This is a genomic window from Streptomyces sp. NPDC050534 (assembly GCF_044457745.1).
In the GTDB taxonomy this organism is placed as follows: domain Bacteria; phylum Actinomycetota; class Actinomycetes; order Streptomycetales; family Streptomycetaceae; genus Streptomyces.
Map to the genome: position 1 here is coordinate 292,084 of NZ_JBITHF010000006.1, position 15,926 is coordinate 308,009.

Here is a 15,926-nt window from a genome sequence, read left to right on the forward strand (position 1 = left end):
CTGCCGCCGAACTGTTGCACCGCCCGCATGCACCGTCAATAGCTGACGGCCAGTCAGATGTGGGTCAGACGACCGACACCCCCGCCAGCCAGCCCCCGTCGATCACGAACGGCTGCCCGGTGATGTAGGAGGAGTCGTCGCTGGTGAGGAAGAGGGCCAGGCGGGCCACCTCCTCCGGCCGCCCGATCCGGCCGAGCGGCACGAGCTTGCGGTACAACTCGTCCAGCGCCCGGCTCATGCCCTCCACGTCCGCCGTCGGGTCCAGCTGGGCGGGGTTGGACATCGCGGTGTCGATCGCGCCGGGGCACATCGCGTTGACCCGGATGCGCCGGTCGGCGAGTTCCAGCGCGGCGACGCGGGTGAGGCCGAGGATGGCGTGCTTGGTGGCGGCGTAGGAGCCCACGGCGGCCATGCCGGTCACGGCCGTGTAGGAGGCGGTGTTGACGATCGTGCCGCCGTCCTCCATCACCGGCGCCACCGTCTTCATGCCGAGGAAACAGCCGACCTGGTTGACCTGCACGACCTGCATGAACTCGTCGAGGGGGGTGTCGAGCAGGGAGTTGAAGCGCAGGATGCCGGCGTTGTTGACCAGGCCGTCGATCCGGCCGAAGGCGTTCTTGACCGTGCCGACCGCCGACCGCCACTCCTCCTCCCGGCTCACGTCCAGGTGGACGTAGCGGGCGCCCAGCTCCTCGGCGAGCGCCCCGCCCTGTTCGTCCAGGACGTCGGCGACCACGACCTCGGCCCCCTCCGCTCTGAACAGACGGACCTCCTGCTCCCCCTGTCCGCGCGCCGCCCCGGTGACGATCACGACGCGTCCGTCCAGCTTGCCCATGCCGTACTCCTCAGAGGTGGGGCGCCACGTCGGCGCCGAACGCGGCCATCTGGTCGGTGAGTTCGCTCCGGCTGCGGCAGCGGAACCGCACCTGGATCTGGTGCACGCCCATCGCGCGGTACGCCCGCAGGGACTCCGCGAGCCGGTCCGGGGAGCCGGCCAGGGTGCGCCGTCCGACGTCCCAGCCGGGCGCGCCGACGTACAGCGGCTCGGTGATGGCGCCGACGGTGATCGGGTCCTCGACACCGGCCTCGGCGCGCAGCCGTTTCAGCGTGCTGATCTGCTGGGGCAGGCGGTCGCGCGGATCGCCCTGCGGCAGCCAGCCGTCGCCCTTGAGGGCGGCCCGGCGCACGGCGGCGGGCGAGGAGCCGCCGACCCAGACGGGGACCCTCTCCTGGGCGGGCCTCGGTCGCTGGCCCAGGTCCTCGAAGTCGTAGACCTTGCCGTGGTGTTCGGGGAACTCCTGCGGGCCGAGCGCGGCGCGCAGGGCGTCGATGGACTCGTCAAGCACGGCGCCGCGCCGCTCGAAGTCGGCGCCGAGGACCTCGAACTCCTCCCGTACGTGCCCGGCTCCGACGCCGAGGATCATCCGGCCCGCGCTGAGGTGGTCGAGGGTCGCGTACTGCTTGGCGGTCAGCAGGGGGTGCCGCAGCCCCACGACGGCGACGTGGCTGAGCAGCCGCACGCGCTCGGTCACGCTCGCGAGGAAGGCGAGGGTGGCCACGGGGTCGTACCAGACGGTGCTCATGGCGGCGGCCAGACGGCGCGGGATGGCGACGTGGTCGCAGCTGGCGACGTAGTCGAAACCGGCGCGCTCGGCGGTTCGGGCGATCTCCACCAGGTCCCCGGGCCCGGCCCCGGCCTCCCAGTCCTCCGCATAGATCGTGCTCTGGGACTGGACGGGCAGCTGGATGCCGTAGACGAGGCCGGCGCTCACCGCGCCCCGCTCCACAGTCCGTCCGCGGTCAGGCCCAGCAGCTCGATGGCGTTGCCCCGGACGATCCGCTCCACCACGTCCGGTGCCAGGTGGCCCATCTGCGCCTCGCCGACCTCGCGGGACTTGGGCCAGGTGGAGTCGGAGTGCGGGTAGTCGGTCTCGTACAGGACGTTGGCCAGGCCGATGGCGTCGAGGTTCTTCAGCCCGAAGGCGTCGTCGAAGAAGCAGCCGTAGACGTGCTCGGCGAAGAGTTCGGACGGCGGGCGGTGGACCTTGTCGGCGACCCCGCCCCAGCCGCGGTTCTCCTCCCAGACGACGTCGGCACGCTCCAGGATGTACGGGATCCACCCGATCTGGCCCTCGGCGTACATGACCTTCAGATTCGGGAAGCGCTCGAACTTGCCGCTCATCAGCCAGTCGACCATGGAGAAGCAGCAGTTGGCGAAGGTGATGGTCGAACCGACCGCGGGCGGGGCGTCCTTGGAGGTCGAGGGCATACGGCTGCTGGAGCCGATGTGCATGGCGACGACCGTGCCGGTCTCGTCGCAGGCGGCGAGGAAGGGGTCCCAGTCGTCGCCGTGGATCGAGGGCAGGCCCAGGTACGGCGGTATCTCGGAGAAGGCGACCGCGCGGACCCCGCGGGCCGCGTTGCGCCGCACCTCGGCGGCCGCGAGTTCGGCGTCCCACAGGGGTATGAGCGTGAGGGGTATCAGCCGGCCCCGGGCCTCGGGGCCGCACCACTCCTCCACCATCCAGTCGTTGTACGCCCGCACGCACAGCAGCCCGAGTTCGCGGTCCTTGGCCTCGGTGAAGGTCTGGCCGCAGAAGCGCGGGAAGGTCGGGAAGCAGACGGCGGACTGGACGTGGTTGACGTCCATGTCGGCGAGGCGCTGCGGGACGTCGTAGGAGCCGGGCCGCATCTGCTCGTAGGTGATGATCTCGAGCTTGATCTCGTCCCTGCTGTAGCCGACCGCCGTGTCCAGGCGGGTGAGGGGGCGGTGCAGGTCCTCGTAGACCCACCAGTCGCCGATCGGGCCGTCGTCGCCGGGCGCGCCCATCACCGGCCTGAACCGCCCGCCCAGGAAGGACATTTCCTTCAGCGGGGCGCGCACGATGCGGGGCCCGGTGTCCTGGTACTTCTTCGGCAGGCGGCTGGTCCAGACGTCGGCGGGCTCCACGGTGTGGTCGTCGACGGAGATGATCAGGGGAAACGTGGCCTGGGTGCCGGGTTGGGTGTCCATGGCGGCCACGGTAGCGCTGATCTGACGGTCCGTCAGCTATGCGGTTGCGTGGATCTTTCCGCTCGGGTCTGTCCGGAAGTGTGCGAAGACCCGGTGAGGGCCTTGTGACATCCCGCGCGTCTGTCGGTGAGCGCACCCTCCACAGCTGACGCATCCGCCATGGACAAGGCAGACTGACGGAGTTGCTCGATGGGTCTGGGGGAAACGGCGATGGACGGTGTACCGCGAGTGCCGGAACAGAGGCGTGCCGGCTCCTCGGCGGAGCCTGCCGCGCTGAGCTTCGCCGTGCTCGGTCCGGTGCGGGCCCGGCGCGGCGAGGAGGCCGTCGGCACCGGCTCCCCGCAGCAACGCGCCCTGCTCGCCGCCCTGCTGCTGCGCGAGGGCCGCACCGCGACCGCGGCGGAGCTGATCGACGCCCTGTGGGGCGAGGAGCCGCCGTCGCAGGCGCTCGCGGCGCTGCGGACGTACGCCTCCCGGCTGCGCAAGGTGCTGGACCCCGGGGTCCTGGTCAGCGAGTCGGGCGGCTACGCGGTGCGCGGGCTCGGCGAGGGCGCGCTGGACCTGGCGGTGGCACAGGAGCTGGCGGCCCAGGCGGAGAAGGCGCGCGGCGCCGGGGACCTGTGCCGTGCGCGTTCCATGCTGGGCCGCGCGCTCGCGCTGTGGGACGGCGAGGCGCTGGCCGGGGTGCCGGGCCCGTACGCGGAGGCGCAGCGGGTCCGCCTCGAGGAGTGGCGGCTGCAACTCCTGGAGTCCCGCCTCGACATGGACCTGGAGCAGGGCTGCCACGCGGAGGCCGTCTCGGAGCTGACCGCGCTGACCGCCGAGCACCCCCTGCGCGAGCGGCTGCGCGAGCTGCTGATGCTGGCGCTGTACCGCAGCGGCCGGCAGGCGGAGGCCCTGGCGGTCTACACGGACACCCGGCAGCTGCTGGCCGACGAGCTGGGCGTGGACCCGCGGCCCGGTCTGCGCGAACTCCAGCAGCGGATCCTGCGGGCGGACGAGGGCCTCGCGGAACCGCCCTCCCCGGCGGCCGAACCGGCCTCGGCGCCGGTGCGTCCCGCCCAACTCCCGGCGACCGTTCCCGACTTCACCGGCCGTTCGGCGTTCGTGGCCGAGCTGGGCGAGGTGCTGGCCTCGGCCGAGGGCCGCGTCATGGCCGTCTCGGCGGTCGCGGGCATCGGCGGCGTGGGCAAGACGACGCTCGCCGTGCACGTCGCCCACCAGGCCCGGGCCGCCTTCCCGGACGGGCAGCTGTACGTCGACCTCCAGGGCGCCGGGGCGGCTTCGGCGGAGCCGGAGACCGTACTGGGCTCCTTCCTGCGCGCGCTCGGCACGGTGGACTCCGCGATCCCGGACTCCCTGGAGGAGCGCGCGGCGCTGTACCGCTCGGTCCTGGACGGCCGCCGCGTGCTGGTGCTGCTGGACAACGCCCGGGACGCGGCCCAGGTGCGGCCCCTGCTGCCCGGCACCGAGGGCTGCGCGGCCCTGGTGACGTCGCGGGTGCGGATGGTGGACCTGGCCGGCGCGCACCTGGTGGACCTGGACGTGATGTCGCCGGACGAGGCGCTGTCGCTGTTCACGAAGATCGTGGGCGAGGAGCGGGTGGCGTCCGAGCGGGAGGCCGCCCTGGACGTCGTCGCGGCCTGCGGCTTCCTCCCGCTGGCCATCCGTATCGCGGCCTCCCGGCTGGCCGCCCGCCGTACCTGGACCGTCTCGGTCCTCGCGGCGAAGCTGGCGGACGAGCGCCGCCGCCTGGACGAGCTCCAGGCCGGCGACCTCGCGGTCAAGGCGACCTTCGAACTCGGCTACGGCGCGCTGGAGCCGCCCCAGGCACGGGCGTTCCGGCTGCTGGGCCTCGCGGACGGCCCGGACATCTCGCTCGCGGCAGCCGCGGCGGTCCTGGACCTGCCGCCGGAGGAGACGGAGGACCTGCTGGAGTCCCTCGTCGACACCTCCCTGCTGGAGTCGGCGGCGCCCGGCCGCTACCGCTACCACGATCTGGTCCGGCTCTACGCGCGTGCGTGCGCCGAGCGCGACGAGTGGCCGCCGGGTGAGCGCGCGGCGGCCATGACCCGGCTCCTGGACTTCTACCTGGCCACGGCGGCCGGGGTGTACGCGATGGAGCGGCCGGGCGACCGGCTGGTGGACCACCTGGCGCCGACGGCGTACCCGGGCCTCGGGTTCGGGGACCGGCACGAGGCGCAGGACTGGCTGTACGCGGAGGCGGTCTGCCTGCTGGCCTGCGCCGCGCAGTCCGCGGGACGGGCCGAGACCCTCCCCCGCGCCATCGACCTGCTCTGGGCCGCGCACGACCTGTCCGAGTCGGGCGCCAACTCCAAGGGCTACGAGGCGACCGCGAAGGCCCTGCTGGAGTCGGCCCGGCGCCACGGCGACCCACGGGCCGAGGCGCGCGCGCTGACGACGCTGGTCAACGTCCATCACGTCAGCGGCCGTTTCGAGCAGGCGGGCCAGGAGGCCGAGCGCGCCACGCTCCTCGCCCAGCAGGCGGGCGACCTCCTGCCGGTCTGCTGGGCGAGCAACGCGCGCGGCATCATCGCGCTCTACCAGAGCCGTCACCAGGACGGCGAGGCGCACCTCTCGCAGGCCATCGAGCACTTCCGCACGCTGGGCGACCGCCCCGGCGAGGCCAGCGCCCTGTGCAACCTCTCCCGCATCCACCTCGCCACCGGGCGCACGGGCAGCGCGGTCGCCCTCGCCCGGGAGGGCATCGAGATCTACGACGCCATGGGCAACTCCATGCGCGGCGCCAACGCCCGGTACGCGCTCGGCCTGGCGCTCACCCAGAGCGGCGAGCTGGACACCGCGGCCGAGCGGCTGCACGAGGCGCTGGAGGTGTTCCGGGACAGCCGGCAGCGCCTGTGGGAGGGCATGAGCCTGTTCCGCCTGGCCGAGGTCGACCTCGCCGCCCGGCGCCCCGCACAGGCCGCCGCGAACGCCGAGATGGCGCTGACCGTGCTGCGCGGCATCGGCGGCGAGTGGCGCCGGGGCAACGTCCTGACCGTCCTCGGCCGCGCCCTCGGCGGCATCGGCCAGACCGGCCGCGCGCAGGTCTGCTGGCGTGAAGCCATGGGGATCTACGAGGAGTTGGGCTCGCCGGAGGCCGCGGAGGTGCGGGCCCTGCTGACGCCCGTGCAGGCGGCCTGACGACCGCGCCGAGGCGTTCATCGTTCGTTTATCGCCGCACGCCATGCTGGACGCAGTCGATCCGTCGCGTCGGGGGGCAGACGGGTCACTGCTGAGGGGCCTCCCACCAGGGAACTAGTGTGAGCGCCCCGGAAGGGCCCGTCCGGCCACCCTCGGGGGAGTGACCGGGCGGGCCCTGCCGATCCATCCATGTGATCCGCCTTGAAGGGGAGTTGACGACCATGAGCGACAAGCTCAAGCCGGCCGATCTGCACGCCACCGGCACCACCGACGGCGAGGTGACGACCCAGGACCTGCACGCCACGGACGAGCCCGTGACGACGGACGACCTGCACGCCACCGACGAGCCCGTCGAGACCAAGGACCTGCACGCCACCTCGGAGCCGTTCAAGCCGGCCGAGTAGGGCTCCCCGCAAGGGGATCGGCCGCGGCGGCGCGGAGGGGAGCCGCCGCGGTCGTCGCATGCCCGGAACAGGGCTAGCGCGTCCGGCCGCGCAGCTCCCCCTTGACCACCTTGCCGCTCGCGTTGCGCGGCAGCTCCGCCAGGAACTCCACCTGCCGCGGCACCTTGTAGTTGGCCATCTCCCGCCGGGCCCAGGCGATCAGGTCGTCGCCCGTGAGCACCGAGCCGGCCCGTCTGACGACATAGGCCCTGCCGACCTCGCCCAGCCGCGGATCCGGTACGCCGACGACCGCGACGTCCGCCACCGCCGGGTGCAGGCCGAGCAGTTGCTCTATCTCCGCCGGGTAGGCGTTGAAGCCGCCGACGATGAACATGTCCTTGATGCGGTCGGTGATGCGCAGGTTGCCGTCCTCGTCCAGCACGCCCACGTCCCCGGTGCGCAGCCAGCCGTCCTCCGTCAGCGTCCGCTCCGTGGCCGCCGCGTCCTCGTAGTAGCCGCGCATGACGTTGAAGCCGCGCACCAGGACCTCGCCCGGCCGCCCGTCCGGCGCCTCCACCCGTACCTCCGTGCCCGGGATGGCCCGCCCGGACGTGGAGGCGATGACCGCCGGGGAGTCGCCGCGCCGGCACATCGTCACGATGCCGCTGGCCTCCGAGAGGCCGTACGCCGTCAGGACCGTCTCCACGCCCAGCTCCCCGCGCAGCCGCTCCACCAGCTGCAGGGGCACCACCGCGGCGCCCGTCACCACCAGCCGCAGCGCGGAGAGGTCGTGGGTGTCGCGGGCGGGGTGGTCCAGCAGGGACTGGTGCAGGGTCGGCGGGCCGGGCAGCACCGACACCCGCTCCGAGGCGATGTTCGCCAGCACCGTCTCGATGCTGAAGACCGGCTGGGGGATCATCGTCGCGCCGCGCATCAGACAGGCCAGCACGCCGGCCTTGTAGCCGAAGGTGTGGAAGAAGGGGTTCACGATCAGATAGCGGTCGCCCCGCCTGAGCCCGGCGAGATCGCACCAGATCTCGTACGCCCTGAGCGTCTGCGCGTGCGTGATCACCGCACCCTTGGGGCGGCCCGTCGTGCCGGAGGTGAAGACGATGTCCGACGGCTGGGAGCCGTCCACCTCCGCCTCGCGCGCCCGCACCTCCGCCCCGCTCACCGCGTCGCCGCCGGCCAGGAAGTCCTTCCACGTGCGGAAGTCGGCGGGCGCGTCGTCGGAGAGCACCACCACCTGTTCCAGGTCCGGCAGCCCAGGACCCCGGGCGATCTCCCGCCGCAGCGAGGCCACGTACGACGTGCCCAGGAACGTGCCGGTCACGAACAGCAGCCGCGCCCCGCTGCGCCGCAGCACATCGGCCGCCTCGCCGCCCTTGAAGCGGGTGTTCAGCGGTACCAGCACCGCTCCGGCCGACACCGCGCCGAGCGCCGCCACGATCCAGTCCAGCGAGTTCGGGGCCCAGATGGCGACCCGGTCGCCGGGCGCGACCCCGCCCGCCATGCAGGCCGCCGCCGACCGCTCGACGCGGGCGCCGAGTTCGGCGTACGAGATCCTTGTGCGCCCGTCCACCACCGCCTCGACGTCCGCGTACCGACCGGCCGCGGACCGGACGAGCTCCGGGACGCTCCCCCACTCCAAGTCACCGCGCACCACGACCTCCAGACCCACTAGCTGACTACCCGTCAGATTAGCTGTAGCCTGACGCCCTGTCAGCAGCCGCTTCAGCATGCGGAGGTGCGCGCAGCATGTCGTCAGGCATCGGCCTCAAGGACGCCACCGCGATCGTCGGCATAGGTCAGACACCCTTCGCCAAGAACCTTCCGGACGACGAGAGAACCCTGGCCTGCCGTGCCGTTCTCGCCGCCCTCGACGACGCGGGCATCGATCCCGGCGAGGTCGACGCCCTCGCCTCGTACACCATGGAGGAGACGGACGAGGTCGAGCTGGCGAAGGCGGCCGGCTTCGGCGACCTCACCTTCTTCAGCAAGGTCGGTTACGGCGGCGGCGGTTCGTGCGCCACCGTCGCGCACCTGGCCACCGCCATCGCCACCGGCCAGGCGAGCGTCGGCGTCGCCTGGCGCTCCCGCAAGCGCGGCAGCGGACCGCGGCCCTGGCGCAACACCACGGTCCAACTGCCCACGCCCGCCCAGTGGACGCGGCCCTACGGCCTGCTGCGCCCCGTCGACGAGATCGCCATGCTCGCCCGCCGCTACATGCACGAGTTCGGCGCCACCCGGGACCATCTGTTCAACGTCGCCCTCGCCTGCCGCAACCGGGCCAACCAGAACCCCGCCGCGATCATGTACGACAGGCCCCTGACCCGCGAGATGTACATGACCTCCCGCTGGATCAGCGAGCCGCTGTGCCTCTTCGACAACTGCCTGGAGACGGACGGGGCGCTGGCCTGTGTGGTTGTCTCCGCGGAACGGGCGCGCGACTGCCGCCACACCCCCGTCCACGTCCACTCCGCCGCCCAGGGCCTGCCCGCGCAGCACCACGGCATGGTCAACTACTGGAACGACGACCCGCTCACGGGCCCCGCCTGGGCAGCCGCCCGGCACCTGTGGAAGCACGCCGACTTCACGCCCCAGGACGTGGACGTCGCCCAGATCTACGACGCGTTCACGGCGCTCATACCGCTCTCCCTGGAGGGCTACGGCTTCTGCGGCCGGGGCGAGGGCGGCGCGTTCACCGAGCAGGGCGCCCTGGAGATCGGCGGCCGGCTGCCGGTGAACACCGGGGGCGGCGGGCTCAGCGAGGCGTACGTCCACGGCTTCAACCTCATCAACGAAGGCGTCAAGCAGCTCCGCGGCACCAGCACCGCGCAGGTTCCCGGCGCCGCCACCTGCCTCGTCACCGCCGGCGAGGGCGTCCCCACCTCCGCGCTGCTCCTGAGGAGTTGATCCACGGTGCTCTCCCCCGTCACCGACACCGACGGCGCCCCCTTCTGGGACTACGCGCGCCGGGGCGAACTCCGCGTCCAGGCCTGCGCCTCCTGCGGCGAGCTCCGCTTCCCGCCCCGCCCCTGCTGCCCGCACTGCCACTCCTTCGCATGCGAGTGGCGCAGGGTCCTGGGCCAGGGCCGCATCTGGTCCTACGTCGTCCCGCACCCGCCCCTGCTGCCCGACTACGCCGAGCAGGCGCCGTACAACGTCGTCGTCGTCGAACTCGTCGAGGCGCCGCGCATCCGGCTGGTCGGCAACCTGGTAGCCGAGGCCGGCGCACGGCTCGACTCCGTGCCGCCCGAGCGCATCCGCATCGGTGCCAGGGTGCAGGTCGTGTTCGGCGCGGACGGGCTGCCGCAGTGGGTCCTGGAGCGCTCATGACGACGGCCGTGCGGCTCACCGCCGACAAGGACACCGGCGTCGCGGTCGTCACCCTCGACCGCCCGGACCGGCTCAACGCCATCGACCTCACCATGCGGGACGAACTGCGCGAGCTCTGGCGGGAGTTGCGGTTCGACGACTCCGTACGGGCCGTCGTCCTGACCGGAGCGGGCGAGCGGGCGTTCTGCACCGGCCTGGACCGGGACGCCGTCGTACCGCAGCCCGGCTCCCCCTACATGGCGGACGATCCGCTCCTGCACGTCGGCCCGAAGTCCAACGACCTCTGGAAGCCGGTGATCGCAGCCGTGCGGGGCATGGCCTGCGGGGGCGCCTTCTACCTGCTGGGCGAGTGCGACTTCCTCGTCGCCGACACCACCGCCTCCTTCTTCGACCCGCACACCACCTACGGCATGGTCAGCGCCTACGAGTCGGTGCTGGCGGCCCTGCGGATGCCGTACGGGGAGGCCGCCCGGATGATGCTCATGGGCACGGCCGAGCGGATCTCCGCCGAGCGCGCCCACGACATCGGCCTCGTCTCCGAACTCACCGCGCCCGGCGAGGCGTTGGCGGCGGCGACGTCCTGCGCCGCGGTGATCGCCGGATATCCGGCCGAGGGCGTGCAGGGCACCGTACGGGCCCTGTGGGCCGCCAGGGAGCAGGCGATCGCGGCCGGGTTCGCCCAGGCGCCGCACCTGATCGCGCTGGGCAACCTGCCGGGTGACCGGCAGACGGAGCTGTTCACCGAGCGGCGGAGAACGTTCCGCACGCGCTGACGTCAGCTCACCGGCCGGGCCAGGTCGTCCAGGTCGCAGTGGTCGACCCGGGCGGCGCTCCCGCTCACGTACTCGCGCACCGCCACCGTCCCGCCCGCCGGCACGGACACCTGGTCGAGCCGGGTGTCGACGGCGCCGCCCTTCGCGTCCTTGAACGTGACGTCGACCGAGAAGGTGCCCGAGGTGCCGTTCGGGTTGGTGACCTCGACGATCGCGTACGGCTCCTTGACGGTCGCGCAGCTCACCAGCCTGGTGGTCGCGTCCTGGAGCGGCGTCGCGCTGGGCGTGGAGGAGACTCCCGAACCGCCGGAGCCGGTGCTGCCGTAGTCGTCATCGTCGTAGTAGGTGTGCCGGTGCGACGACGAGCTGTCGTGATTCTGCGAGGAGCTGCTGCAGCCGCCCCCGCTGCTCCCGTGACTCTTGCCGATGCCGTGGTGACCGTGTCCGGTGAACCCGGTCAGCGAGAGGACCACGAATCCCAGTACCGCCGTGAACTTGAGCCTGCGCCCCCGTAGATGCATGCCGTGACCCTATCGATGACCTGTCACGACCATGTCACCGCGTGGCAGCCATCGCGTCCCCGGCGTAGCGTCTGCCTGGGACGGCCGCCGTCTGGACCCTTCCGTGAACCCGTTCGACGGCCGTCACCGAACTTCTATGTGGTGCGGGCCGTCCCGGTGCCTTTCTCCGCGTCCAGCGCGTACACGCACCGGTCCTTGCTGCACGCGTACACGACGCCGTCCCTGACCACCGGCGAGCCGGTGATCTCGCCGCCGGTCGCGAGCTTCCAGCGCAGCCGCCCGTCGTCGGCCTTCAGCGTGTACAGCAGATGGTCGGTCGAGCCGAAGTGGATACGGCCCTCGGCGACCGCCGGGGCGCCCACGATGTCGCCGCCCGACTGGAAGCGCCACTTGGGCGTGCCGGTGACCGCGTCCAGGGTGTACAGCCCCTTGCCGCTGCCCACATGCACATGGCCCGCCGCCACCAGGACCGGCTCGGTCGAGGCACGGGACTCGGTGGCGATGCGCCACCGGTCGCGGCCGTCGGTGGCGTCGAGGGCGTAGACCGTGCCGAGGTAGTCGGCGAGATAGATGCCGCCGCCGGTCACCGCGGGACCCGGCACGAAGGTGGGCGGGCTGAGGAAGACCGCCGGGGCCTCGAAGTGCCAGCGCACCCGGCCGCTCGCCGCGTCGATCGCCAGGACCCGGCTGCCGGCGCAGACGTACACATGGCCGTCCGGCGCGTACGTGACCCGCAGCGGCACTCCGCCGCAGGAGGCCGCGTCGCCGATCGGGTACGACCAGCGCTCGTCGCCGGTGCGGGCGTCCAGGGCGCGCAGCCGGGCGTCCTGCCAGACGTAGACCGTGCCGTCGTGCACCGCGGGCCCGGCCTCGGGCGACTCGAAGTCGGTCTGGGCGCCGGTGAGCTCCCACAGCTTCTGGCCGCCGGACGCCTCCCAGGCCTGGACGCCGCCGCCGCGCGTGCCGGTGACGACCGTGCCCCGGTCGGCCTGGAGCGAGTAGACCCAGGCGTCGGTGGACAGCCGCCACAGGTCCGCGCCCTCGCGGCAGTCCAGGGCGAACAGCGTGGGCCCGTCGGAGGCGTGGATCCGGCCGTCCGCGATCGCCATCGACCAGGCGACGTCCCGCGTCTTGAAGCGCCGGCGGCCGGTGGCCACGTCCAGGGCGTGCACCTCGAAGGAGGTGACGTAGACGAGGTCGCCGGCGACCGAGGGGGTGCCCCACACGTCGTTCGACATGCGGAAGCGCCAGGGGCGCCAGCCCGCCGGGGCCTCGGGGGGCGAGGACTGCAGCGACGTGGGGACGACGGGGTCGGCGCCGTTGACGCCGGGGCGCGGCTTGGACCAGGAGCCGGCCAGCGCCGCCTCGGGAGGGGGCGCCTTCACGGCGGCGGCACGGACGTCGGAGACCCGCGGCCCGGGCCCGATGGGCACCTGGGCGCCGGCCAGCCGGACCGGTCCGGTGTCGGGGACGCCGACGGGCACCGGCACCACGGGGTCGTGCGCGGGCAACGGCGGCACGCCTCCGGGCCGCGCGCCGCCTCCGCTGCGGCCGCCGCCCTGCGTACCGGGCTTGACCGCCGGGCGTCCGTTGCGCCGCCCCTCGATGAGGGCGACCGCCTTCTCCGGCAGCCAGGCCGAGGCCGTACCGCTGTCGTCGGAGCCCGAGCCGAAGAGGTGGGGGGCCAGCTGGGCCTGGAGGTCGGCCGGGTTGGGGCGGCCCGTGGCCTCCATCTGCATGCAGGACTCGATCAGCGGGCGCAGCTCGTCGGGCAGGCCCTCCAGGTCCGGGCCCTCCCTGAGCAGCATGAAGACCGTCTCGACCGGGTTGGCGCCGTGGAAGGGCGGGTGCCCGGTCGCGGCGAAGACGAGCATCGAGCCCAGCGAGAAGACGTCGCTCGCGCCGGTCACGCTGCGCGAGTCCTTGGCCTGCTCCGGCGACATGTAGGCGGGCGTGCCCACCGCCACGTTCGTCATCGTCAGGCGTGTGTTCGAGACGCCGGAGGCGATACCGAAGTCGATGACCCGGGGGCCGTCCTCCACGACGAGCACGTTCGAGGGCTTCAGGTCCCGGTGCACCAGCCCGGCGCCGTGGATCGACTGCAGCGCCTCGGCGACACCGGCCGCCAGCCAGCGCACCGCCTGGGCCGGGAGCGGCCCGCAGTCGTTCACTATTTCCTCGAGCGAGGGCGCGGGCACGTAGGCGGTGGCCAGCCACGGCACGGCCGCGCGGGCGTCGGCGTCGACCACGGCCGCCGTGTAGAAGCCGGAGACCGCACGGGCGGCCTCGACCTCGCGCGAGAAGCGGACGCGGAACAGCTGGTCCTCGGCGAGCTCCGTACGGACGGTCTTGATCGCCACACGCCGGCCGGACGCCGAGCGCGCGAGATAGACCAGCCCCATGCCGCCGGCACCGAGCCGTCCCAGCACCTCGAACGGACCGATACGCCGCGGATCGTGCTGTGTCAGCTGATCCACCACTTGCCTGCCACCTCCCCGTCCGGGCCGCGCCGCCAACTTTGCACGCGACCCCGTGCAGCGTCTCACCACCGCACCGCCATGGCGGCACGCACCCCGATTCTTCCTGTCCCGGGTACTGGTTGCGAACCCGGGGCCAAGTCGGGATGTCTCACCCCAAATCGGTATGTTTCACCGCTCGGTCTGTCTCAGTCGTTCCAGTACGGCGAACGACGCCCCTTGATTGTCGGTGACGACGGCCACCCTTCCGTACGACGTCTCGAATGGTGGCGCCTGGATCCGTCCGCCGAGACGGCTCACGGTACCGACAGCGGCCTCGCAGTCGTCGACGCCGAAGTGGACCAGGAAGTGCGGCGGCATCTCGGCCGGGAAGACGTCCGCGACGGGCGCCCGGCCGAAGTCGGGCTCCGCGTCCGGCCCGAACAGGGCCTCGTGGAAGAGCTCGCCGTAGAAGACGTTGGCGGCCTCGGTGTCGCGGGCGTAGAGCTCGGCCCAGACGAAGGTGCCGGGCTCGTGCCGCCGGCCGAAGCCCGGATGACCGGCCGGCTCCCAGAGGCCGAAGACGGCACCTTCGGCGTCGGTGACCAGCGCGGTCGTGCCCAGCTCCGCGAGCGGCACGGGCGCCGTCACGACCTGGCCGCCCGCGGCGTGGATCCGGTCGGCCAGCCCCTCGGCGTCGGGCGTCGCGAAGTACACCGTCCACACGGTCGGCAGCCGCCCGTCCGTCTTGCGCGCGAGCCCGGCCACCGCCTCCCCCTCCTGCCGGGCCCAGCAGGAACCGGGCACCTCGGGCCGGTCCTCGAAGGTCCACCCGAAGAGCTCACCGTAGAACCGCCTGCCCGCGTCCACATCGGGAAGCTGTGCGTCCACCCAGCACGGGACGCCCTCCGTGTACGCGGCTGCCCTGTTTTCGGCCATAGCGCCAAAGTAACGGCGGCCCACTCGGCCCGCAGACCAGGCACACCCACCCCTGCGTCCTCATGCACCCCATTTGCAGTCGGCCGAATCGCGCTCCGATCACCCCTCGGTAAGCTGACGACATGACAGGACAAGTGCGTACCGTCGACGGCCGCGTGGCCGGCCGGCGTGGGCAGGCGACCCGGCAGAAGCTGCTCGACTGCCTCAGCGAGATGCTCAGCTCCTCCCCCTACCGGGACGTCAAAGTCATCGATGTCGCCCGGAAGGCGGGCACTTCGCCCGCCACCTTCTACCAGTACTTCCCGGACGTCGAAGGCGCCGTCCTGGAGATCGCCGAGCAAATGGCCACCGAGGGAGCCGGGTTGACCGAGTTGCTCGAGGGCCGGTCGTGGGTCGGCAAGGCCGGCTGGCAGACCGCGCAGGAACTCGTGGACGGTTTCCTGGAGTTCTGGCGCAAGAACGACGCGATCCTGCGCGTGGTCGACCTCGGTGCGGCCGAGGGCGACAAGCGCTTCTACAAGATCCGCATGAAGATCCTGAACTCCGTGAACAACTCCCTCGCGGATTCGGTCGCCGAACTCCAGTCCAAGGGCCGCGTCGACAAGGACGTGAACCCGGCCGCGGTGGCCGGTTCACTGGTCGCGATGCTCGCGGCCGTCGCCTCGCACCAGAAGGGCTTCCAGACCTGGGGCGTCAAGCAGGCCGAACTCAAGCCGAATCTGGCGCTGTTGGTGCACCTGGGTGTGACCGGCAAGAAGCCGACGAAGTAGCGGCTCCTCCCCTTTTTCCAGTATCCAGGCCCCCCAAGTCCTGTCTGGCAGGCGGTGGTTCACGGTCGAAGCCGTGGATCACCGCCTGTTGTGCTGTGCGGGCAGCGGCCGGTCCTTCACCACGTGCTTCATCACCAGCGTGGAGGTGAGCCGCTGCACCCCGGGCAGCGTGGCCAGCCGATCGTCGTACAGCCGCTGGTAGCCCGCGAGGTCGGCGGCGACGACCCGCAGCAGATAGTCCGGCTCCCCGAACAGCCGCTGCGCCTCCACCACCTCGGCCACCTCGCCGAGCGCCCGCTCGAACTCGGCGACGGTCTCCCGGTCCTCCTGCCGCATGGAGACGAAGACCAGCGCCTCGAAGGTCAGCCCCACGGCGGCCGGATCCACCACGGCCCGGTAGCCGCTGATCGCCCCGGACCGCTCCAGCTCACGCAGCCGCCGGTGGCACGGCGAGACGCTGAGCCGCACCCGCCCGGCCAGTTCGGTCACGGTCAGCCGCCCGTCCTGCTGAAGCTCGGCAAGAATTTCCCTGTCCACGTCGTCCATGGGCCAGATTTTTCCACCGAG

The 15,926-nt window shown here is 72.4% G+C and carries 14 protein-coding genes; 6 read left to right on the forward strand and 8 right to left on the reverse strand.

Going from position 1 to position 15,926, the window contains the following annotated elements:
• Positions 1-64: 64 nt before the first annotated feature.
• The 3 genes from ACIBN2_RS21425 to ACIBN2_RS21435 are packed head-to-tail and all read right to left on the reverse strand — an operon-like array spanning position 65 to position 3,013.
• Positions 65-835, reverse strand: a complete 771-nt coding sequence (locus tag ACIBN2_RS21425) for an SDR family NAD(P)-dependent oxidoreductase (protein ID WP_399136218.1) — start codon at positions 833-835, stop codon at positions 65-67.
• Positions 836-845: 10 nt separating this feature from the next.
• Complete coding sequence (locus ACIBN2_RS21430; RefSeq protein ID WP_399136220.1) at positions 846-1,772, reverse strand: LLM class F420-dependent oxidoreductase; 927 nt, start codon at positions 1,770-1,772, stop codon at positions 846-848.
• Complete coding sequence (locus tag ACIBN2_RS21435; protein WP_399136222.1) at positions 1,769-3,013, reverse strand: amidohydrolase family protein; 1,245 nt, start codon at positions 3,011-3,013, stop codon at positions 1,769-1,771. The genes ACIBN2_RS21430 and ACIBN2_RS21435 overlap by 4 nt, the downstream gene beginning before the upstream one ends.
• A gap of 210 nt (positions 3,014-3,223) precedes the next feature.
• On the opposite strand from ACIBN2_RS21435, the gene ACIBN2_RS21440 reads away from it, so the two are divergent.
• Both ACIBN2_RS21440 and ACIBN2_RS21445 read left to right on the forward strand, forming a co-directional pair.
• Positions 3,224-6,178, forward strand: a complete 2,955-nt coding sequence (locus tag ACIBN2_RS21440; RefSeq protein ID WP_399136224.1) for a BTAD domain-containing putative transcriptional regulator — start codon at positions 3,224-3,226, stop codon at positions 6,176-6,178.
• Between the two features lie 221 nt (positions 6,179-6,399).
• On the forward strand, positions 6,400-6,582 hold the full coding sequence (locus tag ACIBN2_RS21445) for a hypothetical protein (protein WP_393868718.1): 183 nt from the start codon (positions 6,400-6,402) through the stop codon (positions 6,580-6,582).
• Positions 6,583-6,655: 73 nt separating this feature from the next.
• Here ACIBN2_RS21445 and ACIBN2_RS21450 read toward each other — a convergent pair whose 3' ends face one another.
• Positions 6,656-8,224, reverse strand: coding sequence for a FadD3 family acyl-CoA ligase (locus tag ACIBN2_RS21450; RefSeq protein ID WP_399136226.1), 1,569 nt, complete (start codon positions 8,222-8,224; stop codon positions 6,656-6,658).
• Between the two features lie 95 nt (positions 8,225-8,319).
• On the opposite strand from ACIBN2_RS21450, the gene ACIBN2_RS21455 reads away from it, so the two are divergent.
• Genes ACIBN2_RS21455 through ACIBN2_RS21465 form a run of 3 tightly spaced genes read left to right on the forward strand, consistent with a single transcriptional unit; the run spans position 8,320 to position 10,673 of the window.
• Positions 8,320-9,477 (forward strand): lipid-transfer protein, encoded by a 1,158-nt coding sequence (locus ACIBN2_RS21455; RefSeq protein WP_399136228.1) that lies wholly within the window; start codon positions 8,320-8,322, stop codon positions 9,475-9,477.
• A gap of 6 nt (positions 9,478-9,483) precedes the next feature.
• Positions 9,484-9,900 carry a Zn-ribbon domain-containing OB-fold protein gene (locus ACIBN2_RS21460; protein ID WP_399136229.1) on the forward strand — a complete coding sequence of 139 codons (417 nt, stop codon included), beginning with the start codon at positions 9,484-9,486 and terminating at the stop codon, positions 9,898-9,900.
• Positions 9,897-10,673: an enoyl-CoA hydratase/isomerase family protein gene (locus tag ACIBN2_RS21465; RefSeq protein WP_399136230.1), complete on the forward strand. Its 777-nt coding sequence runs from the start codon at positions 9,897-9,899 to the stop codon at positions 10,671-10,673. Before ACIBN2_RS21460 ends, ACIBN2_RS21465 begins: the two co-directional genes overlap by 4 nt.
• 2 nt (positions 10,674-10,675) lie before the next feature.
• Here the strand turns inward: ACIBN2_RS21465 and ACIBN2_RS21470 are convergent, their stop codons facing one another.
• The 3 genes from ACIBN2_RS21470 to ACIBN2_RS21480 form a co-directional block, all read right to left on the reverse strand.
• Positions 10,676-11,194, reverse strand: coding sequence for a hypothetical protein (locus tag ACIBN2_RS21470; RefSeq protein WP_399136231.1), 519 nt, complete (start codon positions 11,192-11,194; stop codon positions 10,676-10,678).
• A 134-nt stretch (positions 11,195-11,328) separates the two neighbouring features.
• The gene (locus ACIBN2_RS21475; RefSeq protein WP_399136233.1) at positions 11,329-13,674 is read right to left on the reverse strand and encodes a PQQ-binding-like beta-propeller repeat protein; all 2,346 of its coding nucleotides are present in this window, start codon (positions 13,672-13,674) and stop codon (positions 11,329-11,331) included.
• A gap of 168 nt (positions 13,675-13,842) precedes the next feature.
• Entirely contained in the window at positions 13,843-14,589 is a 747-nt protein-coding gene (locus tag ACIBN2_RS21480) for a VOC family protein (RefSeq protein ID WP_399136235.1), read from the reverse strand.
• A 134-nt stretch (positions 14,590-14,723) separates the two neighbouring features.
• Between ACIBN2_RS21480 and ACIBN2_RS21485 the strand changes: the two genes are divergently transcribed.
• Entirely contained in the window at positions 14,724-15,359 is a 636-nt protein-coding gene (locus ACIBN2_RS21485) for a TetR family transcriptional regulator (RefSeq protein ID WP_037783139.1), read from the forward strand.
• 78 nt (positions 15,360-15,437) lie between these two features.
• Here the strand turns inward: ACIBN2_RS21485 and ACIBN2_RS21490 are convergent, their stop codons facing one another.
• Positions 15,438-15,905, reverse strand: a complete 468-nt coding sequence (locus ACIBN2_RS21490; protein WP_399136237.1) for an Lrp/AsnC family transcriptional regulator — start codon at positions 15,903-15,905, stop codon at positions 15,438-15,440.
• Positions 15,906-15,926: the final 21 nt, after the last annotated feature.

Bases quoted from the DNA above. Each gene is read 5' to 3' on its own strand.
- ACIBN2_RS21425 (WP_399136218.1), bottom strand. From the start codon at position 835: ATGGGCAAGCTGGACGGACGCGTCGTGATCGTCACCGGGGCGGCGCGC.
- ACIBN2_RS21435 (WP_399136222.1), bottom strand. From the start codon at position 3,013: ATGGACACCCAACCCGGCACCCAGGCCACGTTTCCCCTGATCATCTCC.
- ACIBN2_RS21440 (WP_399136224.1), top strand. From the start codon at position 3,224: ATGGACGGTGTACCGCGAGTGCCGGAACAGAGGCGTGCCGGCTCCTCG.
- ACIBN2_RS21445 (WP_393868718.1), top strand. From the start codon at position 6,400: ATGAGCGACAAGCTCAAGCCGGCCGATCTGCACGCCACCGGCACCACC.
- ACIBN2_RS21455 (WP_399136228.1), top strand. From the start codon at position 8,320: ATGTCGTCAGGCATCGGCCTCAAGGACGCCACCGCGATCGTCGGCATA.
- ACIBN2_RS21465 (WP_399136230.1), top strand. From the start codon at position 9,897: ATGACGACGGCCGTGCGGCTCACCGCCGACAAGGACACCGGCGTCGCG.
- ACIBN2_RS21470 (WP_399136231.1), bottom strand. From the start codon at position 11,194: ATGCATCTACGGGGGCGCAGGCTCAAGTTCACGGCGGTACTGGGATTC.
- ACIBN2_RS21480 (WP_399136235.1), bottom strand. From the start codon at position 14,589: ATGGCCGAAAACAGGGCAGCCGCGTACACGGAGGGCGTCCCGTGCTGG.
- ACIBN2_RS21490 (WP_399136237.1), bottom strand. From the start codon at position 15,905: ATGGACGACGTGGACAGGGAAATTCTTGCCGAGCTTCAGCAGGACGGG.